22 protein-coding genes are annotated in these 25809 nt (G+C 64.5%); 15 read left to right on the top strand and 7 right to left on the bottom strand.

Features of this window, described 5'->3' with window-relative positions; genetic code table 11:
- Positions 1 to 23: 23 nt before the first annotated feature.
- Both XI06_RS21375 and XI06_RS21370 read right to left on the bottom strand, forming a co-directional pair.
- Positions 24 to 2594 (bottom strand): ABC transporter permease, encoded by a 2571-nt coding sequence (locus tag XI06_RS21375; protein WP_271606392.1) that lies wholly within the window; start codon positions 2592 to 2594, stop codon positions 24 to 26.
- Positions 2591 to 3313 (bottom strand): ABC transporter ATP-binding protein, encoded by a 723-nt coding sequence (locus XI06_RS21370; protein ID WP_237861210.1) that lies wholly within the window; start codon positions 3311 to 3313, stop codon positions 2591 to 2593. The genes XI06_RS21375 and XI06_RS21370 overlap by 4 nt, the downstream gene beginning before the upstream one ends.
- A 55-nt stretch (positions 3314 to 3368) precedes the next feature.
- Here XI06_RS21370 and XI06_RS21365 point away from each other — a divergent pair, with 55 nt between their 5' ends.
- Together XI06_RS21365 and thpR are read left to right on the top strand one after the other, a co-directional pair.
- On the top strand, positions 3369 to 4004 hold the full coding sequence (locus XI06_RS21365; RefSeq protein ID WP_271606391.1) for an arylesterase: 636 nt from the start codon (positions 3369 to 3371) through the stop codon (positions 4002 to 4004).
- A gap of 175 nt (positions 4005 to 4179) precedes the next feature.
- Positions 4180 to 4716 (top strand): RNA 2',3'-cyclic phosphodiesterase, encoded by a 537-nt coding sequence (gene thpR, locus XI06_RS21360; protein WP_237861213.1) that lies wholly within the window; start codon positions 4180 to 4182, stop codon positions 4714 to 4716.
- 4 nt (positions 4717 to 4720) lie between these two features.
- Here thpR and XI06_RS21355 read toward each other — a convergent pair whose 3' ends face one another.
- On the bottom strand, positions 4721 to 5137 hold the full coding sequence (locus tag XI06_RS21355; protein WP_271606390.1) for a type II toxin-antitoxin system VapC family toxin: 417 nt from the start codon (positions 5135 to 5137) through the stop codon (positions 4721 to 4723).
- On the bottom strand, positions 5137 to 5391 hold the full coding sequence (locus tag XI06_RS21350; protein WP_237861215.1) for a type II toxin-antitoxin system VapB family antitoxin: 255 nt from the start codon (positions 5389 to 5391) through the stop codon (positions 5137 to 5139). The genes XI06_RS21355 and XI06_RS21350 overlap by 1 nt, the downstream gene beginning before the upstream one ends.
- Before the next feature lie 194 nt (positions 5392 to 5585).
- Here XI06_RS21350 and zapE point away from each other — a divergent pair, with 194 nt between their 5' ends.
- The 10 genes from zapE (at position 5586) to XI06_RS21300 (ending at position 18148) form a co-directional block, all read left to right on the top strand.
- Positions 5586 to 6773 carry a cell division protein ZapE gene (gene zapE, locus XI06_RS21345; RefSeq protein WP_271606389.1) on the top strand — a complete coding sequence of 396 codons (1188 nt, stop codon included), beginning with the start codon at positions 5586 to 5588 and terminating at the stop codon, positions 6771 to 6773.
- Positions 6774 to 7035: 262 nt separating this feature from the next.
- On the top strand, positions 7036 to 8004 hold the full coding sequence (mdh, locus tag XI06_RS21340; protein ID WP_128949093.1) for a malate dehydrogenase: 969 nt from the start codon (positions 7036 to 7038) through the stop codon (positions 8002 to 8004).
- Between the two features lie 196 nt (positions 8005 to 8200).
- Positions 8201 to 9397, top strand: coding sequence for an ADP-forming succinate--CoA ligase subunit beta (gene sucC / locus XI06_RS21335; RefSeq protein ID WP_237861217.1), 1197 nt, complete (start codon positions 8201 to 8203; stop codon positions 9395 to 9397).
- 4 nt (positions 9398 to 9401) lie between these two features.
- Entirely contained in the window at positions 9402 to 9881 is a 480-nt protein-coding gene (locus XI06_RS21330) for a DUF1579 family protein (RefSeq protein ID WP_237861218.1), read from the top strand.
- A gap of 36 nt (positions 9882 to 9917) precedes the next feature.
- Positions 9918 to 10802, top strand: coding sequence for a succinate--CoA ligase subunit alpha (sucD, locus tag XI06_RS21325; protein WP_092234007.1), 885 nt, complete (start codon positions 9918 to 9920; stop codon positions 10800 to 10802).
- 137 nt (positions 10803 to 10939) lie between these two features.
- Positions 10940 to 13909 carry a 2-oxoglutarate dehydrogenase E1 component gene (locus tag XI06_RS21320; RefSeq protein WP_237873720.1) on the top strand — a complete coding sequence of 990 codons (2970 nt, stop codon included), beginning with the start codon at positions 10940 to 10942 and terminating at the stop codon, positions 13907 to 13909.
- A 158-nt stretch (positions 13910 to 14067) separates the two neighbouring features.
- Positions 14068 to 15309 carry a 2-oxoglutarate dehydrogenase complex dihydrolipoyllysine-residue succinyltransferase gene (odhB, locus tag XI06_RS21315; protein WP_271606388.1) on the top strand — a complete coding sequence of 414 codons (1242 nt, stop codon included), beginning with the start codon at positions 14068 to 14070 and terminating at the stop codon, positions 15307 to 15309.
- 54 nt (positions 15310 to 15363) lie between these two features.
- On the top strand, positions 15364 to 16125 hold the full coding sequence (locus XI06_RS21310) for an SDR family oxidoreductase (protein WP_249802186.1): 762 nt from the start codon (positions 15364 to 15366) through the stop codon (positions 16123 to 16125).
- Positions 16126 to 16182: 57 nt separating this feature from the next.
- A complete protein-coding gene (lpdA, locus tag XI06_RS21305) occupies positions 16183 to 17583 on the top strand; it encodes a dihydrolipoyl dehydrogenase (RefSeq protein WP_271606387.1) in 1401 nt (466 codons plus the stop codon).
- Positions 17584 to 17617: 34 nt separating this feature from the next.
- Positions 17618 to 18148: a hypothetical protein gene (locus tag XI06_RS21300; protein ID WP_237861224.1), complete on the top strand. Its 531-nt coding sequence runs from the start codon at positions 17618 to 17620 to the stop codon at positions 18146 to 18148.
- Between the two features lie 181 nt (positions 18149 to 18329).
- Here XI06_RS21300 and XI06_RS21295 read toward each other — a convergent pair whose 3' ends face one another.
- The gene (locus XI06_RS21295; RefSeq protein WP_237861225.1) at positions 18330 to 18923 is read right to left on the bottom strand and encodes a DUF4337 domain-containing protein; all 594 of its coding nucleotides are present in this window, start codon (positions 18921 to 18923) and stop codon (positions 18330 to 18332) included.
- 114 nt (positions 18924 to 19037) lie between these two features.
- On the bottom strand, positions 19038 to 20003 hold the full coding sequence (locus XI06_RS21290) for a tyrosine recombinase XerC (protein WP_237861226.1): 966 nt from the start codon (positions 20001 to 20003) through the stop codon (positions 19038 to 19040).
- 112 nt (positions 20004 to 20115) lie between these two features.
- On the opposite strand from XI06_RS21290, the gene XI06_RS21285 reads away from it, so the two are divergent.
- Positions 20116 to 22323, top strand: coding sequence for a primosomal protein N' (locus XI06_RS21285; protein WP_237861227.1), 2208 nt, complete (start codon positions 20116 to 20118; stop codon positions 22321 to 22323).
- A gap of 181 nt (positions 22324 to 22504) precedes the next feature.
- Here XI06_RS21285 and XI06_RS21280 read toward each other — a convergent pair whose 3' ends face one another.
- The gene (locus XI06_RS21280) at positions 22505 to 23011 is read right to left on the bottom strand and encodes a septal ring lytic transglycosylase RlpA family protein (RefSeq protein WP_237873724.1); all 507 of its coding nucleotides are present in this window, start codon (positions 23009 to 23011) and stop codon (positions 22505 to 22507) included.
- 649 nt (positions 23012 to 23660) lie between these two features.
- Here XI06_RS21280 and XI06_RS21275 point away from each other — a divergent pair.
- The gene (locus XI06_RS21275) at positions 23661 to 24221 is read left to right on the top strand and encodes a F0F1 ATP synthase subunit delta (protein ID WP_237861231.1); all 561 of its coding nucleotides are present in this window, start codon (positions 23661 to 23663) and stop codon (positions 24219 to 24221) included.
- Positions 24221 to 25750 carry a F0F1 ATP synthase subunit alpha gene (atpA, locus tag XI06_RS21270; RefSeq protein WP_237861232.1) on the top strand — a complete coding sequence of 510 codons (1530 nt, stop codon included), beginning with the start codon at positions 24221 to 24223 and terminating at the stop codon, positions 25748 to 25750. Before XI06_RS21275 ends, atpA begins: the two co-directional genes overlap by 1 nt.
- Positions 25751 to 25809 lie beyond the last annotated feature (59 nt).

Raw genomic sequence — 25809 nt, 5'->3', positions numbered from 1 at the left:
GCGCGGCCAGCCGCTACTTTTTGTCACAAATTCCGCAACACTGTGGCGGGCTTTTTGTTCAACGCCAGCAGTGTTCCAGCAAGGCCGAGCCCGACGGTGACGACGAGGGCGGCGGCCACCACGCCTGCCGCGCTTGCGGCCTGCCAGACGAAGGTCAATGTCATCAGCCGCGTCACGATCATCCAGGCCGCGATGCTGCCGGCGATCACGCCGAACACCGCGGTGGCAAGCCCGATCAGCAGATATTCGAGCGCATAGGCGCCGAGCAGCCGCAACCGCGTCGCGCCAAGGGTCTTCAGGATCACCGCATCGTAGACGCGGTGGCGATGGCCGGCGGCGAGTGCGCCGCCCAGCACCAGGATCGCGGAGATCAGCGTCACGGCGCTGGCGCCGCGGATCGCGAGCGCGAGGTTGGTCACGACCGCGCCGACCGTCTCCATCACCTCGCGCACGCGCACGCTCGTCACCATCGGGTAGGCGTCCGCAACCTGCTTGATGATCTTGCCGTCGCCGGTCGCATCGCCTGAGGCTTCGGTCAGCGTCGCGATGTGGGTGTGTGGCGCGCCCTTGAAGGCGTTCGGCGAGAACACCAGCACGAAATTGATGCCGAGACCTTGCCAGTCGATGGTGCGCAGATTGCCGATTTTCGCCGGGATGTCGCGGCCGAGCACGTTGACCACGATCTCGTCGCCGAGCTTGAGGTCGAGGCCGTCGGCGATCTTCTTCTCCATCGAGACCAGCGGCGGGCCGGAATAGTCCGCGCCCCACCATTCGCCCTCGACGATCTTGGAGCCCTTCGGCACCTCGCCGGTATAGGTCAGGCCGCGGTCGCTCTGCAGCACCCATTCGGAGTCCGTCGTGGGCTTGAGATCCTCGGCGCGGACGCCGCGGGCGGCGACAATGCGCCCGCGCAGCATCGGCACGTCCTCGACCTTGGCGCCCGGGGCGATCTGGCGCAGATAGTCGTCGAAGGGAGCGGCCTGCGTGCTCGGAATGTCGATGAAGTAGAACGACGGCGCGCGGTCGGGCAGCGCGGCCAAAAACTGCCGGCGCAGATTGCCGTCGATCTGGGTGATGGTGACGAGCACCGCGAGACCAAGGCCGAGCGACAGCACGACCGACGGCGTCAGCGCGCCCGGCCGGTGAATGTTGGCGATCGCCAGCCGCAGCATGGTGAAGCGCGTGCGCGGCAGTTTTCGCGCGATTGCCATCAGCAGCGCGGCGACGCCGCGCAGCACAGCGAACACGACGACGGAGGAGACCACGAACACCGCGGCGATGCGCTTGTCGAAGGACAGTCCGATCACGACGGCAACGAGCAGCGCGACGACGCCGCCCATGAACACGAGATAGCCCATGCGCGGCCGGTGCCATTCGGCGGCGATGGTGTCGCGGAACAGCGCGGCCACCGGCACGTCGTGCACGCGTCCGAGCGGCCAGAGGCCGAAGGCAAGCGCGGTCAAAAGGCCATAGACGAAGGACAGCGCGAGTTCGCCTTCATGCACGGCCGGCACCACCGGCAGGGGCAGCAGCTTTCCGAACAGGCCGACGATGGCGAACGGCATCGCTGCACCCAGCGCGAGGCCAATCACCGAGCCGATCGCGGCGAGCAGGATCACTTGCGCGAGATAGATGCCGAACACGTCACGCCCCGTTGCGCCGACGGCCTTGAAGGCCGCGATCACCTCGAGCCGGCGATCAATATGGCTCTTCACGGCGTTGGCGACGCCGACGCCGCCGACCAAGAGCGCGGCGAGGCCGACCAGCGTCAGGAACTGCGTGAAGCGGCTGATGTTGCGTTCCAGTTGCGGCGAGGCGTTGGAGCGGCTGCGCACTTCCCAGCCGGCCTGCGGCGCGGCGTTGCGCGCGTCCGCGATGAACGCCTCGGTGGCGCGGTCGCTGTTGGCGGCGTCAGGCAGTTTCACGCGGTAGACCCAGCGCACCAGGCTGCCGGGCTGGATCAGCCCGGTGGCACGCAGTGCGGCCTCGCTGATCAGGAAGCGCGGACCAAAGCCGATGCCGCCGGCAAGCTTGTCGGGCTCGGCCTCGACGGCGCTGCGGATCTGGAACGTGGCCGAGCCGATGGTGACGCGGTCGCCGATCTTGAGCGACAGCCGCGCCAGCAACGCCGGATCGGCGGCCGCGCCGAATGCGCCGTCCTTCTCCGCGAGCAGATCGCTCAGTGGCAGCGGCGGTGCCAGCGTCAACTGGCCGAGCATCGGATAGGTATCGTCGACCGCCTTCATCTCCACCAGCGCGAGCTTGCCCTCGGCCGAGCGCGCCATACCGCGCAGGGTGGAGGCGACGGAGACTGTACCGCGCGAACGCAGGAAGGCGACTTCTTCGGGTTTTGCCTCGCGCTGGAACAGCACGAACGACACGTCGCCGCCGAGCAGCGTGCGGCCTTCGCGCGCGAGGCCATCGCTCAGGCTCGCCGACACCGAGCCGACGCCGGCGATTGCCATCACGCCGAGCGCGATGCAGGCGATGAAGACGTAAAAGCCGCGCAGGCCGCCGCGCAATTCGCGCAAGGCATAGCGCAGCGCCAGCGCGACGCCGTTCGGCTTCGCAAACGGTTCGATCGCGACGCTCATGGTTTGGTCGTCTGCGTGTCGATGCGGCCCGAGCGCAGGCGGATCACGCGATCGCAGCGATGCGCCAGCGAGGAATCGTGCGTGACCAGCACCAGGGTCATGCCGCGCTCGGCATGCTTGGTGAAGAGCAGATCGACGATCTGCTTGCCCGTCGCCTCGTCGAGATTGCCGGTTGGCTCGTCCGCAACGAGGATGGCGGGATCGGGCGCCAGCGCGCGCGCAAGCGCCACGCGCTGCTGCTCGCCGCCGGAGAGCTGCGTCGGATAATGATGCAGGCGATCACCGAGCCCAACCGATTGCAGCTCTTCGGCCGCGCGCTTGTTGGCATCAGGGTTGCCGGCGAGCTCGAGCGGCACCGCGACGTTCTCCAGCGCCGTCATGGTCGGGATCAGATGGAAGGACTGGAAGACGATGCCGACCTGACGGCCGCGGAAGCGGGCCAGCGCGTCCTCGTCGAGGGCATTGAAAGGCGTGCCATTGACCACCACCTCTCCGCTATCAGGACGCTCCAGCCCCGCCATCACCATCAGCAGCGTGGATTTGCCCGAGCCTGACGGGCCGATCAGCCCGATCGTCTCCCCCGAGCCGACGCGCAAGCTGATATCCTTGAGGATGTGAACGCGTGCTGCCCCCGACCCCAATGAGAGATTGACGTTGGAGATGGCGATGGTGTCCGGCGTCGTGCCGGCGAGCGAAGAGGTTTCGATGCGACTGTCCATGGTCCGGTCATATGGCAACTCCGATAGCGCGGTCGAGAGGCGTTACGGATTGTTCATGCACATAGCCGTGTTGATGCTCGTTTTGATGACGCTCGCCCATCCGGCCCGGGCGGATGCGGCAACGCCGATCAAGCTTGTCGTTCTCGGCGATTCCTTGAGTGCCGGTCTCGGCCTCCCGGCCCAGGATGCGTTTCCTGCCAAGCTTCAAAAAGCCTTGCAAGCCAAAGGCATAGTGGTCGACATGACCAACGCCGGCGTGTCGGGCGATACCTCGTCCGGCGGCCGCGACCGGCTCGAATGGTCGGTGCCCGAGGGAACAGAGGGCGTGATCGTCGAGCTCGGCGCCAATGACGCGATGCGCGGTATCGACCCTGACTTGACGCGGGCGGCGTTGACCGACATCGTTCAGCGTCTCAAGGCGCGCAAGATCGCCGTGATGTTGTGTGGCATGCTGGCGCCGCCGAATTTCGGCGCGGACTATGGTGCGCGCTTCAATTCGATTTATCCGGATTTGGCGAAACAGTTCGACGTGCCGCTCTATCCGTTCTTTCTCGACGGCGTCGCGGCCGATGCCAAGCTCAACCAGGCCGACGGCATTCATCCGACCGCTGAAGGTGTCGACATCGTCGTCGATAAGATGTTGCCCACGGTGGAGGCATTCGTGCGCACGATCGGCGAGCAACGCCGTTGAAAAGCAGGCAATGCTAACCCTGACTCCCAGGGTTTTCCCGGTGTAGCCTTGGCAACACTTCGCAGAGTCACACAACTGCGATAGGAATCAGGGTACCGGTGATTCGTCACCGGCTCTAATTTGGATAGGGTCCTGCTTCTTGAGGACTGTACCCAAGCATCGGGAGTACGAAACGATGCCGCGTTTGTTCACTGGTCTGGAAATTCCGGCCGAGATCGGCCAGTCGCTTTCCAACTTGCGAGGTGGCCTCCCCGGCGCCCGGTGGATCGATCCCGAAAATTATCACGTCACTCTGCGCTTCATCGGCGATATCGATGGCGCCTCCGCCAACGAGATCGCATCGATGTTGTTTCGTGTCGATCGCAAGCCGTTCGAGGTGAAGGTGCAGGGCTTGCAGAGCTTCGGCGGCCGCAAGCCGCGCGCGGTGGTCGCCACCATCGCACCAAGCAAGCCGCTGATGGATCTGCAGGCCGAGCTCGAACGCATGATGCAGCGGATCGGCCTCAATCCGGAAGGGCGCAAATTCATTCCGCATGTCACGCTGGCCCGGCTGCACGACGCCACCGACCGTGACGTCGCCGACTATCTCTCGATCCGCGGCTACTTCCCGAGCAAGGCCTTCATGGCCGAGCGCTTCGTGCTTTTCTCGTCGCGCGCGTCGACAGGCGGCGGCCCGTATGTCGTCGAGGACGCCTACGAGCTGTGTGAGTAGGTCTTTACCTCGGCGCGTTATCGCGGCGCACAGCGCCTGACCGGCTGACATCGGTCTTCGCGAAGTCATCGCCCTTGAACAGCAGCGGTTCGCCGCGGCTCATGGCCAGAGCGTAGGAAAGGCAATCACCGTAGTTGAGCGACGCGGCGTGACGCCCTTTCCCGTAGCGCCGCCAGGCACGTCGCGCCGCATCGGTTTGTCCGGCGTCAACTGCCACGATCTCGGCGCCGATCTTGACGAGCCATAGGTCGAATTCGCGCCCGCCCGCATCACCTAGCCGCGTCTCGATCACCATCGTTGTCTCAAGCACCGTGGCCGCCGAGATCAGGCGGATCGGATCGTCCACGATCAGTCGCTCGATATCTGCTGCATCGTCTTCATTGAGTGCAATTGCCACGATCGCCGACGTATCGATCACCATCAGCGCGGCAATCCATGGTCGTCGTATCCGAGAATTTCCTCAGGCGTGCGGTCGTCCACGACGCGCATTTCGCTCCAGCGCCGCCTGATCTCGGCCATGTCCTCCAGCAGCGCGTCTTTGTGAGCCTGTCCGCCGAGCCGGCGCAATCGCTCCTCGATGGCGCGCTTGGTTGCCGTCGTGATGTTCTCGCCGGTCAATTGCGCGAGGCTTCGCGCCAACTGCTCCGTTTCAGGGTCCTTGATGCTTAGCGCCATTTGAGGTTCCTTGGTTCCTCAATAGGTATATTCTACCATGGCGGAGTGCAACAATAGATCCGTGCGGCGACCTGGACGCCGTGCTTGCACCCAGGTGGATGTCGGCGCGCAGTTCGTTCGCGAAGGCAGGAGCGCATAAGCCCTTGCGCCAATATGTCGTTGCAATTTCCGCCGGTCTCTGGCGGTAAAGGGCGATGCTCTCCACCCCGAACTCCTCCTTCAGCGAAGCCTATCAAGCCCAGATCGCCTCCGGCGCGATCGAGCCCGATGCCGCGCAGGCCGAGGTCGCCGAGGCCTATGCGGCACTCGACCTGCGGCTCGCGAACTACAGCCCCAAGCGCAAGCAGGGCCTGCTCGCCCGCCTGTTCAACGGTGGCGACAAAGACGAGGCGCCGCGCGGGCTCTACATCCATGGCGAGGTCGGTCGCGGCAAGACCATGCTGATGGACCTGTTCTTCCAGCACTCGAATGTCGAGCACAAGCGCCGCGCGCATTTCCACGAATTCATGGCCGATGTGCACGAACGCATCTACGATTATCGGCAGGGCATCGCGCGCGGACAGATCCCTGATGGCGATGTCATCGCGCTGACCGCGCAAGCGATCTTCGAGGAGAGCTGGCTGCTCTGCTTCGACGAATTCCACGTCACCGACATCGCGGATGCGATGATCCTGGGGCGCCTGTTCGCAAAACTGTTCGAGCTCGGCACCGTCGTGGTCGCAACCTCCAACGTCGCGCCCGACGATCTCTACAAGGGCGGGTTGAACCGCGCGCTGTTCCTGCCCTTCATCAAGCAGATCACCGACCACATGGACGTCTCGCGGCTCGATGCGCGCACCGACTTCCGGCTGGAAAAACTTCAGGGCGTGCCGATGTGGCTGACGCCGGCGGATGGCGATGCCGACGCCGCGCTCGATCGCGCGTGGGTGAAAATGACGGGCAATGCCAAATGCAAGTCGCGCGACATCCAGATCAAGGGCCGCATCCTGCACGTGCCGTGCTCGGCCCATGGCGTCGCGCGCTTTGCCTTCGCCGATCTCTGCGAGAAGCCGCTGGGTGCGTCCGACTACCTCAGGCTGGCGCACGACTATCACACCATCCTGGTCGACCATATTCCAGTGATGGACGTCTCCCAGCGCAACGCCGCCAAGCGCTTCATCACGCTGATCGACACGCTCTATGACAATGCCGTGAAGCTGATGGCATCGGCCGACGCCAACCCGATCTCGCTCTATCTCGCCCATGAGGGCAACGAGGCCATGGAGTTCAAGCGGACCTCCTCGCGCCTGATCGAGATGAGCTCTGAATCCTATCTGGCGCTGCCGCATGGTCGCAAGGATTCCACCGCCAGCGGCTCCACCAAGGGCTTGGTCGAGACTTAAGTCCTATTCTCGCCGAAGGTACCGCTGTCATTCCGGGGCGCGACAAAGTCGCGAGCCCGGAATCCATCGCGCCACAAACTCAGCCGCCCGATGGATTCCGGGCCTGCGCCTGTCGGCGCATCCCGGAATGACGGATCGGGTATGCTGATTGCTATCTCGCCAAGCCCGACAATTGGGCATCCACCGACTTGAACGGGGGAAGCGAAAGGGATAACCACCCATTCAGTTTTTCCCTCCTCACGTGTCTAAAGGACAGGTTCACATGGCGCGCGACAAGATTGCTTTGATTGGCTCCGGCCAGATCGGCGGAACGCTGGCTCACCTCATCGGCCTGAAAGAACTGGGCGACGTCGTGATGTTCGACATCGCCGAGGGCGTGCCGCAGGGCAAGGCGCTCGACATCGCGCAGTCCTCGCCGGTCGACGGTTTTGACGCGCACTATACCGGCGCCAATTCCTACGAGGCGCTCGACAACGCCAAGGTCTGCATCGTCACTGCCGGCGTGCCGCGCAAGCCCGGCATGAGCCGCGACGACCTCCTCTCCATCAACCTCAAGGTCATGGAGCAGGTCGGCGCCGGCATCAAGAAGTACGCCCCCGACGCGTTCGTCATCTGCATCACCAACCCGCTCGACGCCATGGTCTGGGCGCTGCAGAAGGCCTCGGGCCTGCCGCACAAGAAGGTCGTCGGCATGGCCGGCGTGCTCGACTCCGCGCGCTTCCGCTACTTCCTCGCCGACGAATTCAACGTCTCGGTCGAAGACGTCACCGCCTTCGTGCTCGGCGGCCACGGCGACACCATGGTGCCGCTGGTGAAGTACTCCACCGTCGCCGGCATCCCGCTGCCCGACCTCGTCAAGATGGGTTGGACCTCGCAGGCGCGCCTCGACGAGATCGTCGACCGCACCCGCAACGGCGGCGCCGAGATCGTCAATTTGCTCAAGACCGGCTCGGCCTTCTACGCGCCGGCCGCCTCCGCCATCGCGATGGCCGAGAGCTATCTGCGTGACAAGAAGCGCGTGCTGCCCTGTGCCGCCTATCTCAACGGCGAGTACAGCGTGAAGGACATGTATGTCGGCGTGCCGGTCGTGATCGGCTCCAAGGGCGTCGAGCGCGTCGTCGAGATCGAACTCGCCGGCAAGGACCGCGAGGCCTTCGACAAGTCCGTCGGCGCGGTGCAGGGCCTGGTCGATGCCTGCAAGAAGATCGCCCCCGATCTTCTCGGCCGCTAAGCGCGACAATTCCCGCCGAAGATCGAAACCCGGTCTTCGGCGGTTTCATTTCCGGACCCGGCTGGCCGGGGTGGGGTCTGGTCCACAATTTCGATATCAAAGAATCCGGGTTGCAGTTCCTGTGGTATATGGTATGCCAGCCACAAGACTGAGGTGGGCCCATGGGGTCACCGCCCGCGGTTCAGGGAGCGACCATATGAATATTCATGAATATCAGGCCAAGGCGCTGCTGGGTGAGTTCGGGGTACCGATCTCCAAGGGTGTCCCGGTTCTCAAGGCCGCTGACGCGGAAGCCGCCGCCAAGGCGCTGCCCGGTCCGGTCTATGTGGTGAAGAGCCAGATTCATGCCGGCGGCCGCGGCAAGGGCAAGTTCAAGGAGGCCTCGGCCGGCGACAAGGGCGGCGTCCGCATCGCCAAGTCGGCCGCAGAGGTCTCCGAATTCGCCAAGCAGATGCTCGGCGCCACGCTGGTGACGATCCAGACCGGCCCGGCCGGCAAGCAGGTCAACCGCCTCTACATCGAGGACGGCTCCGACATCGACAAGGAGTTCTATCTCTCGATCCTGGTCGACCGCGAGACCTCGCGCGTCTCGTTCGTCGTCTCGACCGAAGGCGGCGTCAACATCGAGGACGTCGCGCACAATAGCCCTGAGAAGATCGTCACCTTCTCGGTCGATCCCGCCACCGGCATCATGGGCCATCACGGCCGTACCGTCGCGAATGCCCTGAAGCTCTCGGGCGATCTCGCCAAGCAGGCGGAAAAACTCACCGCGCAGCTCTATGCGGCCTTCGTCGCCAAGGACATGTCGATGCTGGAGATCAACCCGCTGGTCGTGACCAAGCAGGGCCAGCTCCGCGTGCTCGACGCCAAGGTGTCGTTCGACGACAATGCGCTGTTCCGTCACCCCGAAGTGCTCGCGCTGCGCGACGAGACCGAGGAAGACGCCAAGGAAATCGAGGCGTCCAAGTACGACCTCAACTACGTCACTCTCGACGGCAATATCGGCTGCATGGTCAACGGCGCCGGTCTTGCCATGGCGACGATGGACATCATCAAGCTCTACGGCATGGCGCCGGCGAACTTCCTCGACGTCGGCGGCAGCGCCAGCAAGGAGAAGGTCGCGGCCGCGTTCAAGATCATCACCGCCGATCCCAACGTGAAGGGCATCCTGGTCAACATCTTCGGCGGCATCATGAAATGCGACGTGATCGCCGAGGGCGTCACGGCTGCGGTTCGTGAAGTCGGCCTCAGCGTGCCGCTGGTGGTTCGCCTCGAAGGCACCAATGTCGAGCTCGGCAAGAAGATCATCCGCGAATCCGGCTTGAACGTGGTGCCGGCGGACAATCTCGACGACGCCGCGCAGAAGATCGTGAAGGCCGTCAAGGGAGGCTAAGGCCATGGCCCAGGACCATCTCTCCGCATCATCTCCACTTGCAGAGCATGCGCGTCTCGCCGCGTTCGCCGGCGAATGGAATGGTGAAGAGATGGTCTTTCCGTCGCGCTGGACGGAAGGCGGACCGGCCACCTCGCGCACCGTCGCGCGCATGGATCTCAACGGGTTCTATTTGATCCAGGACTCGGTGCAGATGCGCGACGGCAAGCAGGCCTTCGCCACCCACGGCCTCTTCACCTACGACCGCGACGACCGGACCTACAAATTGTTCTGGTACGACTCGCTCGGCTACACGCCGCCCTCGCCCGCCTCGGGTGGGTGGGTCGGCAACACCCTGACGCTGGTGCGCGGCTCGCTCCGCGGCAATGCGCGCCACGTCTACGAGATCATCGACGACGCCTCTTACTCGTTGAAGATTCAGTTCTCGCCGGATGCGGAAGGCTGGGCCGACGTGCTCACCGGCATCTATCGCCGCATCCACTGATCCTCTCACTCCGTTAGTTTCGCGAAAGCAGACCTCATGTCCATCCTGATCGACAAGAACACCAAGGTCATCTGCCAGGGCTTCACCGGCAAGAACGGCACCTTCCATTCCGAGGCTGCGATTGCTTACGGCACCAAGATGGTCGGCGGAACCTCGCCCGGCAAAGGCGGCTCGACCCATCTGAACCTGCCGGTGTTCGACACCGTGCGCGAGGCGCGCGAGAAGACCGGTGCCGATGCATCGGTGATCTACGTGCCGCCGCCGGGCGCGGCCGACGCGATCTGCGAAGCCATCGACGCCGAGATCCCGCTGATCGTCTGCATCACCGAAGGCATCCCCGTCATCGACATGGTGCGCGTGAAGCGCTCGCTCGCCGGCTCCAAGTCGCGCCTGATCGGACCGAACTGCCCGGGCGTCATGACCGCCGGCGAGTGCAAGATCGGCATCATGCCGGCCAACATCTTCAAGACCGGCTCGGTCGGCATCGTCTCCCGGTCGGGCACGCTGACCTATGAAGCCGTGTTCCAGACCTCCCAGGAAGGCCTCGGCCAGACCACCGCGGTCGGCATCGGCGGCGATCCGGTCAAGGGCACCGAATTCATCGACGTCCTCGAAATGCTGCTGGCCGATCCCAAGACCGAGTCGATCATCATGATCGGCGAGATCGGCGGTTCGGCCGAGGAGGACGCCGCCCAGTTCCTCAAGGACGAGGCCAAGCGCGGCCGCAAGAAGCCGATGGTCGGTTTCATCGCGGGCGTCACCGCACCTCCCGGCCGCCGCATGGGCCATGCCGGCGCGATCATTTCCGGCGGCAAGGGCGACGCCGGTTCCAAGACCGAGGCGATGAAATCCGCAGGGATTACAGTGTCCCCGTCGCCTGCCCGCCTCGGCCACACGCTTGCCGAAAAGTTGAAAGGCTAATTCACTCCTTCGTGCTTTTCCGGGCGAAGTTTCGCAGCAAATAGGGTAAAGGGTGCCTGTCGCGTCGAGCCTCTGTCGGGGGAGCTCGGCGCCAGCGCCGTTTGTTATGCGCGAACCGAAATCGCCAGGAACCCAGTATGTCTCGCCAGGACGCGAACGCAGCCTTTGCCCTGTCATCATTTTTGCAGGGCACCAACGCCACCTACATCGACGAAATCTACGCCCGCTACGAGAAGGACCCGTCCTCGGTCGACGCCGAGTGGCAGGAGTTCTTCAAGAGCCTCAACGACCAGCCGGCCGACGTCCGGAAGAACGCCGAGGGTCCGTCCTGGGAGCGCGACAACTGGCCGCTGACCCCGCAGGACGATCTGACGTCCGCCCTCGACGGCAATTGGGCCGAAGTGGAGAAGGCGGTTGGCGCCAAGATCGCCGCCAAGGCGCAAGCCAAGGGGGGCGACAAGGGCGCCGCGATTACTTCCGCCGAATTGCTCCAGGCCACGCGCGACTCGGTCCGTGCGTTGATGCTGATCCGCTCCTACCGCATGCGCGGCCACTTTCACGCCAAGCTCGATCCGCTCGGCATCGAAGCCCAGCGCAACCGCGAAGAGCTTGACCCGCGCACCTACGGCTTCAGCGAAGCCGATTTCGACCGCAAGATCTTCCTCGATCACGTGCTCGGCCTCGAATACGGCAGCTTGCGCGAGATCACCGCGATCTGCGAGCGCACCTATTGCCAGACGCTCGGCGTCGAGTTCATGCATATCAGCAATGCCGCGCAGAAGGCCTGGATCCAGGAGCGCATCGAGGGGCCGGACAAGGAAATCTCCTTCACCCGCGAAGGCCGCAGAGCCATCCTGACGAAGCTGGTCGAAGCCGAGGGCTTCGAAAAATTCTGCGACACCAAGTTCACCGGCACCAAGCGCTTCGGCCTCGATGGTGGCGAAGCCTTGATCCCCGCGCTCGAGCAGATCATCAAGCGCGGCGGGAATCTTGGCGTGAAGGAAATCGTGCTCGGCATGCCGCATCGCGGCCGCCTCAACGTGCTGACCCAGGTGTTGGGCAAGGCCCATCGCGCACTGTTCCACGAGTTCAAGGGCGGCTCGGCCAACCCCGACGCGGTCGAAGGCTCGGGCGACGTCAAGTATCACTTGGGCGCCTCCTCGGACCGCGAGTTCGACGGCAACCGCATCCATCTGTCGTTGACCGCCAACCCCTCGCATCTCGAGATCGTCGATCCCGTCGTGCTCGGCAAGGTGCGCGCGAAGCAGGACCAGCACGGCGATCCGCCGGACCAGCGCATCTCGGTGATGCCGCTCTTGATGCACGGCGACGCGGCGTTCGCCGGCCAGGGCGTGGTGGCGGAATGTTTCGGACTGTCGGACCTGAAGGGCTACCGGACCGGCGGCTCCGTGCACTTCATCGTCAACAACCAGATCGGCTTCACCACCTATCCGCGTTACTCGCGCTCCTCGCCCTATCCGTCCGATGTGGCGAAGATGATCGACGCGCCGATCTTCCATGTGAATGGCGACGATCCGGAGGCCGTGGTGTTCGCGGCCAAGGTCGCGACCGAATTCCGGCAGAAGTTCCACAAGCCTGTCGTCATCGACATGTGGTGCTATCGCCGCTACGGCCACAATGAGGGCGATGAGCCCGCGTTCACCCAGCCCGTGATGTACAAGCGGATCGCGGCCCATCCCTCGACCCTCACGCTCTACTCCAAGCGCCTGATCGCCGAAGGCGTGGTCACCGAGGGAGAGGTCGACAAGCTCAAGGCCGACTGGCGCGCCCGACTCGATGCCGAGTTCGAGGCCGGCACCTCCTACAAGCCGAACAAGGCCGACTGGCTCGACGGCAAATGGTCCGGCTTCAAGATCGCCGACCAGGAAGAGGATGCACGCCGCGGCGTCACCGGCGTCGACCTGCCTGTTCTCAAGGACATCGGTCGCAAGATCACCAAGGTGCCGGATGGTTTCCGCGTTCACCGCACCATCCAGCGCTTCCTCGACAACCGTGCCAAGGCGATCGACACCGGTGCCGGCATCGATTGGGCGACCGGCGAAGCGCTGGCGTTCTGCACGCTGCTCAACGAGAACCACCATGTCCGCCTGTCCGGACAGGATTCGGAGCGCGGCACCTTCTCGCAGCGTCACTCGGTCCTGATCGACCAGGAGGACGAGAGCCGCTACACGCCGTTCAACCATCTCGGCAACGAGCAGGGCCATTACGAGGTCATCAACTCGCTGCTGTCGGAAGAAGCGGTGCTCGGCTTCGAATACGGCTACTCGCTGGCCGAGCCGAATACGCTGACGCTCTGGGAAGCCCAGTTCGGCGACTTCGCCAACGGCGCGCAGGTCGTGTTCGACCAGTTCATCTCCTCGGGCGAGCGCAAATGGCTGCGCATGTCCGGCCTCGTCTGCCTGTTGCCGCACGGCTATGAGGGCCAGGGTCCGGAGCACTCCTCGGCGCGTCTGGAGCGTTACCTGCAGATGTCCGCGGAAGACAACATGCAGGTTGTCTATCCGACCACGCCGGCGAACTATTTCCACGCGCTGCGCCGTCAGCTTCATCGCGAGATCCGCAAGCCGCTGATCATGATGACGCCGAAATCGCTGCTGCGTCACAAGCGTGCGGTCTCGCGTCTCGAGGAGCTCGCGAAGGGAACGACCTTCCACCGTATCCTCTATGATGACGCCCAGATGCTGCCGAACGAGCCGATCAAGCTCGTTCCGGACGACAAGATCCGCCGCATCGTGCTCTGCTCGGGCAAGGTCTATTACGACCTCTATGAAGAGCGCGAGAAGCGCGGCATCGACGACATCTATCTGATGCGTGTCGAGCAGCTCTATCCGGTGCCGCTGAAGGCGCTGGTGGCCGAGCTGTCGCGCTTCAAGAAGGCGGAAGTGATCTGGTGCCAGGAAGAGCCGCGCAACATGGGCGCCTGGCACTTCATCGAGCCCTATCTGGAATGGGTGTTGAACCAGGTGAACGGTGCGAGCCGGCGTCCGCGTTATGTCGGCCGCGCCGCTTCCGCCGCGACCGCCACTGGTCTGATGTCCAAGCATCAGGCGCAGCTGAAGGCGTTCCTGGACGAAGCACTGAGCTGAGAAGTTTTTAAGACTGTCATTGCCCGCGAAGGCGGGCAATCCAGTACGCCGTGAACTTCGTGATCAGAACGAACGTCGCGGAGTACTGGATGCCCCGCCTTCGCGGGGCATGACGTATGAATTCCTGTCCGCGACTGCGATCCCTTAAGGAAAAGACCATGACTGAAATTCGTGTGCCGACGCTCGGCGAATCCGTCACCGAGGCCACCATCGGCCGCTGGTTCAAGAAGGCCGGCGACCCGGTCGCCGTCGACGAGCCGTTGGTGGAGCTCGAGACCGACAAGGTCACCATCGAAGTCCCGGCGCCTTCCGCCGGCACGCTGAGCGAGATCATCGCCGCCGATGGCGCGACCGTCGCGGTCGGTGCGCTGCTCGGCCAGATCACCGACGGTGCCGGCGCTGCCAAGCCTGCCGCCGCGCCCGCCAAGCCCGCTGCTGCTCCGGCGCCCGCCGCTGCCGCTCCGGCTGCTGCCGCCGCGCCGAAGGCGCCGCCGGCCGATGCGCCGCTCGCCCCGTCCGTGCGCAAGATTTCGGCCGAGAGCGGCATCGATGCCTCGACCGTTCCGGGCTCCGGCAAGGATGGCCGCGTCACCAAGGGCGACATGCTGGCTGCGATCGAGCGTGCGGCTTCCGCGCCGACCCCGGTCAACCAGCCCGCCGCGGCCGTGCAGGTGCGCGCGCCGTCGCCGGCCGATGACGCCGCCCGCGAGGAGCGCGTGAAGATGACCCGCCTGCGCCAGACCATCGCGCGCCGCCTCAAGGACGTGCAGAACACTGCGGCCATGCTGACGACCTTCAACGAGGTCGACATGACCAACGTGATGGCGCTGCGGGTCCACTACAAGGATGCGTTCGAGAAGAAGCACGGTTCGAAGCTCGGCTTCATGGGCTTCTTCACCAAGGCCGTCGTGCAGGCGCTGAAGGACATCCCGGCCGTCAACGCCGAGATCGACGGCACCGATTTGATCTACAAGAATTACTACCACATCGGCGTCGCCGTCGGCACCGACAAGGGCCTCGTCGTGCCCGTGGTGCGCGACTGCGATCACAAGTCGATCGCCGACATCGAGAAGGGCATCGCCGATTTCGGTCGCCGCGCCCGTGACGGTCAGCTCAAGATCGACGAGATGCAGGGCGGCACCTTCACCATCACCAATGGCGGCATCTATGGCTCGCTGATGTCGACCCCGATCCTGAATGCGCCGCAGTCCGGCATCCTCGGCATGCACAAGATCCAGGATCGCCCGATGGTCGTCGGCGGCAAGATCGAAGTCCGCCCGATGATGTATCTGGCGCTGTCCTACGATCACCGCGTCATCGACGGCAAGGAAGCCGTCACCTTCCTGGTTCGCGTGAAGGAGAGCCTGGAAGATCCGGCGCGCCTGGTGCTCGATCTCTGATCCCTGATGCTCTGCGAGCGCCGTCGCGATCTTCGCGACGGCGCCTGTCGAACCATGGAGGTGGATGTGACGGATAAAGTCGTTGTCATCACCGGCGGCAGCCGCGGCATTGGTCGCGCCACCGCGCTAGCGGCGGCCGCGCGCGGTTACCGCGTCGTGGTCGGCTATGCCAGCAACAAGAAGGCCGCAGACGAAGTGGTAGCTACGATCGAGGCCAGCAACGGCAAGGCGATCGCAGTGAAATGCGATGTCGCGGAGGAGCGCGACATCATCGACCTGTTCAAGGAGGCCGACAAGTTCGGCACGCTCGGTGCGCTCGTCAACAATGGCGGCATCGTCGGCCAGAGCGGCGTGCGCGTCGACGAGATGTCGGCCGAGCGGATCCAGCGGGTATTGGCCGTCAATGTCACCGGCTCGATCCTCTGCGCGCGCGAAGCGGTGAAGCGGATGTCGACCAAGCACGGCGGCAAGGGCGGCGTCATCGTCAATCTGTCGTCAGTTGCTGCCAAGCTCGGCGCGCCCAACACCTATGTCGATTATGCCGCATCGAAGGGCGCGGTGGATTCCTTCACCATCGGCCTCGGCTATGAAGTCGCGGCCGAAGGCATCCGGGTCGCCGCGATCCGCCCCGGCCTGATCGACACCGAAATTCATGCCTCTGGCGGCGAGCCAGACCGGCATCATCGCCTGGCCCATGTGGTGCCGATGAAGCGCGTCGGCACTGCGGACGAAATTGCCAATGCCATCGTCTGGCTGATGTCGGACGATGCCTCCTACGTCACCTCAGCCATTCTCGATGTGTCCGGCGGACGCTGACGCGCCGCGCGGACGCTGACACATCCTCATCACGCTAAACTCACGGGACTTTCTCTCATGGCTACCTACGATCTCGTCGTCATCGGCACCGGACCTGGCGGTTATGTCTGCGCGGTGCGCGCCAGCCAGCTCGGCATGAAAGTCGCCGTGGTCGAAAAGAACGCCACGCTCGGCGGCACCTGTCTCAATGTCGGCTGCATGCCCTCGAAGGCGCTGCTGCACGCTTCCGAGATGTTCGAGGAGGCCGGGCATTCCTTCGCCAAGATGGGCGTGTCGGTGTCATCGCCGAAGCTCGATCTTCCCGCGATGATGAACTTCAAGCAGCAGGGCATCGACGGCAACGTCAAGGGCGTCGAGTTCCTGATGAAGAAGAACAAGGTCGACGTGCTCAAGGGCACCGGCAAGATCATCAGTGCCGGCAAGGTCGAAGTCTCCGCCGACGGCAAGTCGCAGGTGATCGAGACCAAGAACATCGTCATCGCCACCGGCTCGGATATCGCGCGGCTGAAGGGCATCGAGATCGACGAGAAGCGCATCGTGTCCTCGACCGGCGCGCTGTCGCTCGACAAAGTCCCCGGCAAGCTGCTGATCGTCGGCGCCGGCGTGATCGGCCTCGAGCTCGGCTCGGTGTGGAAGCGGCTCGGCGCCGAAGTCGTCGTGGTCGAATTCCTCGACCGCATCCTGCCCGGCATGGACGGCGAGATCGCAAAGCAATTCCAGCGTATCCTCGAGAAGCAGGGCTTTGCGTTCAAGCTCGGCGCCAACGTCACGGGCGTTGACACCTCGGGCAAGACGCTGAAGGCGACGGTCGAGCCCGCTGCCGGCGGCACCGCCGAGACGATCGAGGCCGACGTCGTGCTCGTCTGCATCGGCCGCGTGCCCTACACCGATGGCCTCGGCCTGAAGGAAGCCGGTGTTGCGCTCGATCCGCGCGGCCGCGTGCAGATCGATCCGCATTTCGCCACCAGCCTGAAGGGCGTCTATGCCATCGGCGACGTCGTCGCCGGTCCCATGCTCGCGCACAAGGCCGAGGATGAGGGCGTTGCGGTCGCGGAGATCATCGCCGGGCAGGCCGGCCACGTGAACTACGACGTTATCCCAGGCGTCGTGTATACCACTCCGGAAGTGTCCTCCGTCGGCAAGACCGAGGAAGAGCTCAAGCAGGCCGGCGTCGCCTACACCGTCGGGAAGTTTCCCTTTACCGCCAACGGCCGCTCCAAGGTCAATCAGACCACCGACGGCTTCGTGAAGATTCTCGCAGATGCGAAGACCGACCGCGTGCTCGGCGTGCACATCATCGGCATCGAGGCCGGCGAAATGATCCATGAGGCCTGCGTTCTCATGGAGTTTGGTGGCAGTGCGGAGGATCTCGCCCGCACCTGCCACGCGCATCCAACCCGCTCGGAGGCCGTCAAGGAAGCCGCGCTTGCAGTCGGCAAGCGGGCCATCCATATGTAGGCCACGCCCAGAGCCGAATCGGGCGGGACATCACATGTTGCGCCGCCTTCTTCAACCGGTCTGGGTCCTGCTGGCGATCATCTTCCTGATCGAAGCTTGGCTGTGGGACCATCTCGAGCCGATCGTCGCGCGGGTTGTCGCACTGATCCCGCTTGCCCGCGTCAAGCAATGGCTGGCCGACCGCGTCGATGCGCTGTCGCCCGCCATGACGCTGATCGTGTTCGTGGTGCCGATCATCCCGCTGTTTCCGCTCAAGCTGATCGGCCTGTGGCTGCTCACCCATGAATATTGGCTGACCGGCGTCTCCACGTTCCTGTTCGCCAAGATGCTCGGCGTCGGCGTCACCGCCTTCGTGTTCGACGTCACGCGCGACAAGCTGCTGGAGATGCACTGGTTCGAGCGGCTCTACGAGTTGGTGCTGCGGCTGCGCGCCAAGGCGACCGAGATCGTCGATCCGGTCAAGAGCCGCATCCGCGAGCTGGTCAAGGGCAACGGCGAAGGCTGGTCCTCGCGCACCCTTCGCCTGATCCAGCGCTTCCGCAAGAGCGTGCGCGAGGCGCGGTAAGCGCCATCGCTCCTCTATGACCGTCACCCTGAGGTGCTCGCCTCTTCGGCGAGCCTCGAAGGGCGACGGCCCGGCTGCATCTCGGCCGCTCCTCCTTCGAGGCTCCGAGCGCAGTGCTGATGCACTGCGCTCCTCGCACCTCGGGATGACGGGTCTAACGTCGAGTTCGCTGCCTCACCTCTCACCCGTGCAGATGCAACAGATGCGGCGCCCATGCGCCGAGCACGGTCATGCCAAGGCCCGCGAGCGTCAGGAGGCCTGCGATCCAGGCGAGCGGCAGCATGCCGGTGATGATCGTCGCCGATGCCAGCACGATGCCGATCTGGAAGGCGGCCGACGCCAGCTCGAAGTGATGATATTTCGCGGTCGCCTCGTCGCGCTGGTGCTCGGCTTCCTTGGCTTTCTCGGCGAGCTGCTCGGTGCCTTCGCCGGTCTCGGGCTCGGAGCGGTAGCGCGCCGCGGTCTTCTGCCACTCGTCGATCTGCTTCTGCACCGCGGCCTTCATGGCGTCGTCGGCGGCAGCGCCCAGCGTCAGCTTGCCCTGGTCGGCCGCGGTCTGCACCACGGTGCGGCGGATGCTCTTGGCCTGGAAGAACGCCCAGAGGTTGGAGGCCTCGACATTCTTGCTGATCGATTCGGTCTGGGCGCCCTTGCCGAGCGTTTCCGAGATCGCCAGGAACAGTGCCAGCACCGCGATCAGCAGGGCGATCTTCTTGTTCTCGCCGGATGCGTGCTCGGCATGCTCGGCGTGCTCCATGCTTTCGTGTGCGCTCATGAATCCCTCCTGTCTCGGTTCCGCAACGATTGACCGAACCGCGCGGCCTGCGCAAGAGGCATGCTTGGCAAGAGTTCTTGGATGACAGCTTGATGTCAGGATTCAGCGAGCCCTTCAGCGCCGTGGATGCGCGTTCGCATAGACCTCGAGCAGCCGCTCGGAATCGATGCCGGTATAGATCTGCGTGGTCGAGAGCGAGGAATGGCCGAGCAATTCCTGGATCGCGCGCAAATCGCCGCCGCGCGAGAGCAGGTGCGTGGCGAAGGAATGGCGGAGCGCATGCGGCGTGGCGCTGTCGGGCAAGCCCAGCGCGCCGCGCAGCCGCTCCATCGCGAGCTGGATGATGCGCGGGCTCAAGGGACCACCGCGCGCGCCGACGAAGATCGGCCCCTCAGGCGGTAGCGTATACGGACATATGGCGACATATTCGTCGATCAGTGCCAGCACATTCTGCAGCACCGGCACCATGCGCGTCTTGTTGCCTTTGCCCGTCACGACGAGCACGTCGCCTTCACCTGATTTCGGCACCTCGCGGCGCTTCAAGCCGAGCGCCTCGGAGATGCGTAGGCCCGAACCATAGAGCAGCGCCATCACCGCGGCGTCGCGCACCAGGATCCAGGTCTCGCGCTCCTCGCCGGCGCGCTCGTCGGCGTCAGCCAGGCGTTTTGCCGACGCCATCGGCAGCGGCTTCGGCAAGGTTTTTGCGACCTTCGGCGCGCGGATCGCGGAGAGCGCGCCGACCTTGCCCTTGCCTTCGCGCTCCAGGAAGCGGCCGAAGGAGCGCAGGCCCGCCAGCGCGCGCATCAGGGAGCGGCCGGCAATATCATCGGCGCGGCGCATCGCCATGAAGGCACGGACGTCAGTCGCTTCAAGCGAAGCGAAGCGTTCCAGCGTCACGCGCTCACCCCAATGCGCGCAGAGGAAATCCAGGCATTGCCGCAAGTCCCGGCCATAGGCTTCCAGCGTCTTCGGCGACAGCCGGCGCTCGGCGCCGAGATGCGACAGCCAGCGCGCCATCTCCTGCGCGATCGAGGGATCGGCGCTGGCGAGCTCGATCTGGGGGGCGGCCGCTTTGCTCATGCGCTCTGGACGTGGTGATTCCGCACAGTATATCGCATCACATCAGTTTATCGTTCGCTAAGGCCGCCTCAGGGCGTTAGCCTTGAGGCCCCCGGGTTCCGATTCTCCTCGCATGGACCATTCGCCGCGCCACACCGCCTCCGCCAACGCGACCCGCATGGTCGACGTGCTGGTGCCGGTCGCGCTCGACCAGACCTATTCCTACAAGGTGCCGCGCGGCATGGAGCTGAAGGCGGGCGATCTCGTCGGCGTGCCGCTCGGGCCGCGCGAGGTGCTCGCCGTGGTCTGGGGCGAGAACGCCAATCCCGATCCGCGCCTGCACAATCGCCTCAAGGAGGTCAGCGAGAAGCTCGATGTTGCCTCGCTGAAGCCCGAGCTGCGCGCTGTTGTCGACTGGGTCGCCAATTACACGTTGAGCCCGCGCGGCATGGTGCTGCGCATGTGCCTGCGCATGGGCGAGAATCTCGGCCCCGAGCGCGTCCGCGCCGGCGTGCGGCTAACAGGCGATCCTCCGCGGCGGCTGACACCGGCGCGGGCGCGCGTCATCGAGGTGCTGTCGGATCGGCTGCTGCATGGCAAATCCGAGGCCGCCAAGGAGGCCGGCGTCTCCGCCGGCGTGATCGACGGCCTCGTTGATGAAGGCACGCTGACGGTCGAGCCGATGCCCCCGCCGCCCCCGCCGCCGGTCCCCGATCCGGAGTTCGGCCGGCCGGATTTTTCGCCGCTGCAGCGCGCCGGCGTCGATGCGATGCGCGCGCTCGCTGCCAACGGCACCTTTCACGTCGCGCTGCTCGACGGCGTCACCGGCTCCGGCAAGACCGAGGTCTATTTCGAGGCCGTCGCCGAAACCATCCGCCGCGGCAAGCAGTCGCTGATCCTGATGCCGGAGATCGCGCTCACCGGTCAGTTCCTCGATCGTTTCGCGCAGCGCTTTGGCGTGCGCCCGATCGAATGGCATTCCGAGCTGACACCGCGCACCCGCGCGCGCAATTGGGCGGCGATTTCCGAAGGCACCGCGCCGGTCGTGGTCGGCGCGCGCTCGGCGCTGTTTCTGCCCTACGCCAATCTCGGCCTCATCGTCGTCGACGAAGAGCACGACCAGGCCTACAAGCAGGACGAGGGCGTGCATTATCACGCCCGCGACATGGCGGTGGTGCGCGCGCATATCGCAAAAATCCCGATCGTGCTGGCGTCCGCCACGCCCTCGGTCGAGTCGGAGGTCAACGCGCGCAAGAACCGCTATCAGCGCGTTGCGCTGCCGTCGCGCTTCGGCGGCCAGCACATGCCGCATATCGAGGCCATCGACCTGCGCCGCGAGCCGCCGGCGCGCGGCCGCTATATCTCGCCGCGGCTGGCGTCAGAGATCAGAAAAGCGATCGAGAAGCGCGAGCAGGCGCTGCTGTTCCTCAATCGTCGCGGCTATGCGCCGCTGACGCTGTGCCGTGCTTGCGGCCATCGCTTCGCCTGCACCATCTGCGATGCCTGGCTGGTCGATCACCGCTTTCGCCAGCGCCTCGTCTGTCACCATTGCGGCTTCTCGATGCCGCGGCCCCCAACCTGTCCGCATTGTGCCGCCGAGGAATCGCTGGTCGCCGTCGGCCCCGGCGTCGAACGCCTGCAGGAGGAAGCGGCCGCGCTGTTCCCTGATGCGCGCACCATGGTGCTGTCGAGCGATCTCATCACCTCGATCGAGACGATGCGCTCCGAGCTTGCCGAGATCGCGGAAGGCCGCGTCGACATCATCATCGGCACGCAGCTCGTTGCCAAGGGCCACAATTTCCCGCGGCTCAATCTGGTCGGCGTGATCGATGCGGATCTCGGCCTCTCCAACGGCGATCCGCGCGCGGCGGAACGCACCTGGCAATTGCTCAACCAGGTGATCGGCCGCGCCGGCCGCGAGCAGGGCCGCGGCGTCGGCTATCTGCAAACGCACCAGCCCGATCATCCGGTCATGAAGGCGCTGATCGCCTGCGATCGCGAAGCCTTCTACGACAGCGAGATCGACCTGCGCGAACGCACGCTCTATCCGCCGTTCGGACGCCTCGCCAGCCTGATCATTTCCGCCGGCGATCGTCCGAGCGCGGAAGGCCTCGGCCGCAAGCTCGTTTCGCTCGCGCCGCGCGACGAGCGCGTGGTGGTGCTTGGCCCCGCCGAAGCCCCGCTCGCCGTCATCAAGGGCCGCTACCGCTTCCGCATCCTGGTGAAATCGGCGCGCGGGTTTGATCTGTCGGATTATTTGCGCAACTGGCTCGCGGTGTGCCCGAAGCCGAAGGGCAACCAGAAGCTCGAGGTTGACGTCGATCCGCAGAGCTTTTTGTAGCCCCACTGTCATTCGGGGGCGCGCGCAGCGCGAGCCCGGAATCCATCGGGCGGCAGAGTTGGTGGATGAATGGATTCCGGGTTCGCGACTTCGTCGCGCCCCGGAATGACAGCACACAACAAAAAAGCCCGCCGTCCCCCGGGACAGCGGGCTCTTTTCACGCGCGGCGCTGTTTGCGCCGTTAGGAGACGACTTCCGCCGTGACGCGGCCGACGCCGGCACCGGTGAGGCCGATGGCGCGGGCGGCACCGGTGGAGAGGTCGAGCACGCGGCCGCGAACGAACGGGCCACGGTCATTGATGGTGACGATGACGCTCTGGCCGCCATGGGTCACACGAACCTTGGTGCCGAACGGCAGGGTACGGTGCGCCGCGGTCAGGGCGTTCTGGTTGAAGCGCGCGCCCGAGGCGGTGCGGCTGCCGGACTCGTTGCCGTAATAGGAGGCCATGCCGGAGAAGCTGCGACCGGTGCCGGACGACGGTGTCATCGACGCATTGGCATTGCGCCAATCGGAGGTCGCGTTGGAAGCGTCCTGGTCCTGGTGGCGGTGGTGGTGAGAACCCCGGTGGTGATGCCTGGATTTGGCGGAAGCTTCGGTGGCAGTTCCACCGATGAGGAGAGTTGCAGCGACGAAAGCGATCGCCGTACGCGGCCGGGTCACGGTGCCCAGCGTCTTCAAAGACAGCATTTAGTGGTCCCTACGCTAGTATTGCCACATATGTGGCTAGTGGAGCCCCCATCAGTTTGTGAGCGGGTTGGCGTTTCGATTCCCAATGAGGCATGAATTGGGCAGTAAATCCGATCCGTGTCGTCATGAAATATCTTGTGATCTGAATCGATATTCAGCCGATGTTCCGTAATCTTTCACTTTAACGATTTGTTAACTGATCTATTACTTGTGAATACTGTAAAGCGAAGTTGTTACTCTTCACGTTTAGAATTGGGTAAGTATTCGGCGGGCGGTTCCTGTCCGACCATGGTCACGGCTCAGCGAGCCGTGTTCATGGCGGCTATGCGCTGAGAGCAGGAACGAAAGGGTGGGCTCCCGGAGGAAAGGCTCGCGGCAATTCCGTGGCATGGCAGGCCGTCGCAGCGGTCGCGATGAGCTGCTCGCGACGTGCGACGAACTGGCGACAGATCGTCGTGCCTTTAATTTGGCGTCATGTTGCACGTGCGCGCCTGCTATGTTAGCAAAGCCGCGATTTTAACGAGCCCGGCACTTCCCGTGCTGGTCGAAAATCGAAGTCCCGCTTGAATTCCAAGGGCTTGGATCGCTAGGCGCCGCTTCGTGGCGACGGTTTTTCCCTTGCGAATTTGACAGCTAAAAGAGCGCGTCTGTGGCTGCAGAAGATACGTCCGTTTCAGGTGTGTCGGGCCGTTATGCAACGGCCTTGTTTGAACTGGCTCGTGACCAGAAAGTGGTCGACGAGGTCAAGGCCGATCTCGAGAGGTTCGAGGGGCTATTGACCGAAAGCGCCGATCTGAAGCGCCTCGTCCGCAGCCCGGTTTTCGCGGCCGATGCCCAGTCCAGGGCCCTTTCGGCCGTTCTGGACAAGGCCGGCATCGCCGGCATCACCGCCAATTTCCTCAAAGTGCTGACCGCCAACCGCCGCCTGTTCGCGGTGGCTGACGTCATCCGCGCCTATCGCGCCCTCGTTGCCAAGTTCAAGGGCGAGGCGACTGCGGATGTCACGGTCGCGGAAGCGCTCTCGGACAAGAATCTCGACGCTCTCAAGGTTGCCCTGAAGTCGGTGACCGGCAAGGACGTCGCGCTCAACGTGAAGATCGATCCCTCGATCATCGGTGGCCTCGTCGTGAAGCTTGGCAGCCGCATGATCGATAGTTCGCTTCGCACCAAACTCAATTCGATCAAGCACGCGATGAAAGAGGCAGGCTGATGGACATCCGCGCCGCGGAAATTTCCGCGATCCTCAAGGACCAGATCAAGAATTTCGGCCAGGAAGCTGAAGTCTCCGAAGTCGGACAGGTGCTGTCCGTCGGCGACGGTATCGCTCGCGTCTACGGTCTGGACAACGTCCAGGCCGGTGAAATGGTCGAGTTCGAGAACGGCACCCGCGGCATGGCGCTGAACCTCGAAACCGACAACGTCGGTGTTGTTATTTTCGGTGCCGACCGTGAAATTAAGGAAGGCCAGACCGTCAAGCGCACCCGCGCCATCGTGGACGCGCCGGTCGGCAAGGGCCTGCTCGGCCGCGTCGTCGACGCGCTCGGCAACCCGATCGACGGCAAGGGCCCGATCCAGGCCGACAAGCGTATGCGCGTCGACGTCAAGGCGCCCGGCATCATTCCGCGCAAGTCGGTGAGCGAGCCGATGGCGACCGGCCTCAAGGCGATCGACGCCCTGATCCCGATCGGCCGCGGCCAGCGCGAGCTGATCATCGGCGACCGTCAGACCGGCAAGACCGCGATCGCGCTCGACACCATCCTGAACCAGAAGCCGCTCAACGCGCAGCCGGACGAGAACATCAAGCTGTACTGCGTCTACGTCGCGATCGGCCAGAAGCGTTCGACCGTCGCACAGTTCGTGAAGGTGCTGGAAGAGCAGGGCGCGCTCGAATACTCGATCATCGTCGCCGCCACCGCCTCGGATCCGGCGCCGATGCAGTACATCGCGCCGTTCACCGGTTGCACCATGGGCGAGTATTTCCGCGACAACGGCATGCACGCCGTCATCATCTATGACGATCTGTCCAAGCAGGCCGTCGCCTACCGCCAGATGTCGCTGCTGCTGCGCCGCCCGCCGGGCCGCGAAGCCTATCCGGGCGACGTATTCTATCTGCACTCCCGCCTGCTCGAGCGTGCGGCGAAGCTGAACAAGGACCAGGGTTCGGGCTCGCTGACCGCGCTGCCCGTGATCGAAACCCAGGCCAACGACGTGTCGGCCTACATTCCGACCAACGTCATCTCGATCACCGACGGCCAGATCTTCCTGGAAACCGACCTGTTCTTCCAGGGCATCCGTCCTGCGGTGAACGTCGGTCTGTCGGTGTCGCGCGTGGGTTCGTCCGCGCAGACCAAGGCCACCAAGAAGGTCGCCGGCAAGATCAAGGGCGAGCTCGCGCAGTACCGCGAAATGGCGGCTTTCGCGCAGTTCGGCTCCGATCTCGACGCCTCGACCCAGCGCCTGCTGAACCGCGGTTCGCGCCTGACCGAGCTCCTGAAGCAGCCGCAGTTCTCGCCGCTGAAGATGGAAGAGCAGGTCTGCGTGATCTGGGCCGGCACCAACGGCTATCTCGATCCGCTCCCGGTCAACAAGGTGCGCGCGTTCGAGGATGGTCTGCTCTCGCTGCTGCGCGGCAAGAACGTCGAGATCCTCAATTCGATCCGCGACAGCCGCGATCTCTCCGACGACACCGCTGCCAAGCTGAAGTCGGTGGTCGAAGGTTTCGCGAAGAGCTTCGCGTAAGTGCCGTCATGGCCGGGCTTGGTCCCGGCCATCCGCGCCTATCGGCGTGTGAGGCACCA

The organism is Bradyrhizobium sp. CCBAU 11434, assembly GCF_028128895.1.
In the GTDB taxonomy this organism is placed as follows: domain Bacteria; phylum Pseudomonadota; class Alphaproteobacteria; order Rhizobiales; family Xanthobacteraceae; genus Bradyrhizobium; species Bradyrhizobium zhengyangense.
The sequence above is the reverse complement of the archived record's forward strand: the minus strand, read 5'-3'. Positions and strand labels throughout refer to the sequence as shown.

Excerpts from the sequence above, each read along its gene's own strand:
- XI06_RS21375 (WP_271606392.1), bottom strand. The coding sequence starts at position 2,594 with ATGAGCGTCGCGATCGAACCGTTTGCGAAGCCGAACGGCGTCGCGCTG.
- XI06_RS21370 (WP_237861210.1), bottom strand. The coding sequence starts at position 3,313 with ATGGACAGTCGCATCGAAACCTCTTCGCTCGCCGGCACGACGCCGGAC.
- XI06_RS21365 (WP_271606391.1), top strand. The coding sequence starts at position 3,369 with ATGCACATAGCCGTGTTGATGCTCGTTTTGATGACGCTCGCCCATCCG.
- thpR (WP_237861213.1), top strand. The coding sequence starts at position 4,180 with ATGCCGCGTTTGTTCACTGGTCTGGAAATTCCGGCCGAGATCGGCCAG.
- XI06_RS21355 (WP_271606390.1), bottom strand. The coding sequence starts at position 5,137 with ATGGTGATCGATACGTCGGCGATCGTGGCAATTGCACTCAATGAAGAC.
- XI06_RS21350 (WP_237861215.1), bottom strand. The coding sequence starts at position 5,391 with ATGGCGCTAAGCATCAAGGACCCTGAAACGGAGCAGTTGGCGCGAAGC.
- zapE (WP_271606389.1), top strand. The coding sequence starts at position 5,586 with ATGCTCTCCACCCCGAACTCCTCCTTCAGCGAAGCCTATCAAGCCCAG.
- mdh (WP_128949093.1), top strand. The coding sequence starts at position 7,036 with ATGGCGCGCGACAAGATTGCTTTGATTGGCTCCGGCCAGATCGGCGGA.
- sucC (WP_237861217.1), top strand. The coding sequence starts at position 8,201 with ATGAATATTCATGAATATCAGGCCAAGGCGCTGCTGGGTGAGTTCGGG.
- XI06_RS21330 (WP_237861218.1), top strand. The coding sequence starts at position 9,402 with ATGGCCCAGGACCATCTCTCCGCATCATCTCCACTTGCAGAGCATGCG.
- sucD (WP_092234007.1), top strand. The coding sequence starts at position 9,918 with ATGTCCATCCTGATCGACAAGAACACCAAGGTCATCTGCCAGGGCTTC.
- XI06_RS21320 (WP_237873720.1), top strand. The coding sequence starts at position 10,940 with ATGTCTCGCCAGGACGCGAACGCAGCCTTTGCCCTGTCATCATTTTTG.
- odhB (WP_271606388.1), top strand. The coding sequence starts at position 14,068 with ATGACTGAAATTCGTGTGCCGACGCTCGGCGAATCCGTCACCGAGGCC.
- XI06_RS21310 (WP_249802186.1), top strand. The coding sequence starts at position 15,364 with ATGGAGGTGGATGTGACGGATAAAGTCGTTGTCATCACCGGCGGCAGC.
- lpdA (WP_271606387.1), top strand. The coding sequence starts at position 16,183 with ATGGCTACCTACGATCTCGTCGTCATCGGCACCGGACCTGGCGGTTAT.
- XI06_RS21300 (WP_237861224.1), top strand. The coding sequence starts at position 17,618 with ATGTTGCGCCGCCTTCTTCAACCGGTCTGGGTCCTGCTGGCGATCATC.
- XI06_RS21295 (WP_237861225.1), bottom strand. The coding sequence starts at position 18,923 with ATGAGCGCACACGAAAGCATGGAGCACGCCGAGCATGCCGAGCACGCA.
- XI06_RS21290 (WP_237861226.1), bottom strand. The coding sequence starts at position 20,003 with ATGAGCAAAGCGGCCGCCCCCCAGATCGAGCTCGCCAGCGCCGATCCC.
- XI06_RS21285 (WP_237861227.1), top strand. The coding sequence starts at position 20,116 with ATGGACCATTCGCCGCGCCACACCGCCTCCGCCAACGCGACCCGCATG.
- XI06_RS21280 (WP_237873724.1), bottom strand. The coding sequence starts at position 23,011 with ATGCTGTCTTTGAAGACGCTGGGCACCGTGACCCGGCCGCGTACGGCG.
- atpA (WP_237861232.1), top strand. The coding sequence starts at position 24,221 with ATGGACATCCGCGCCGCGGAAATTTCCGCGATCCTCAAGGACCAGATC.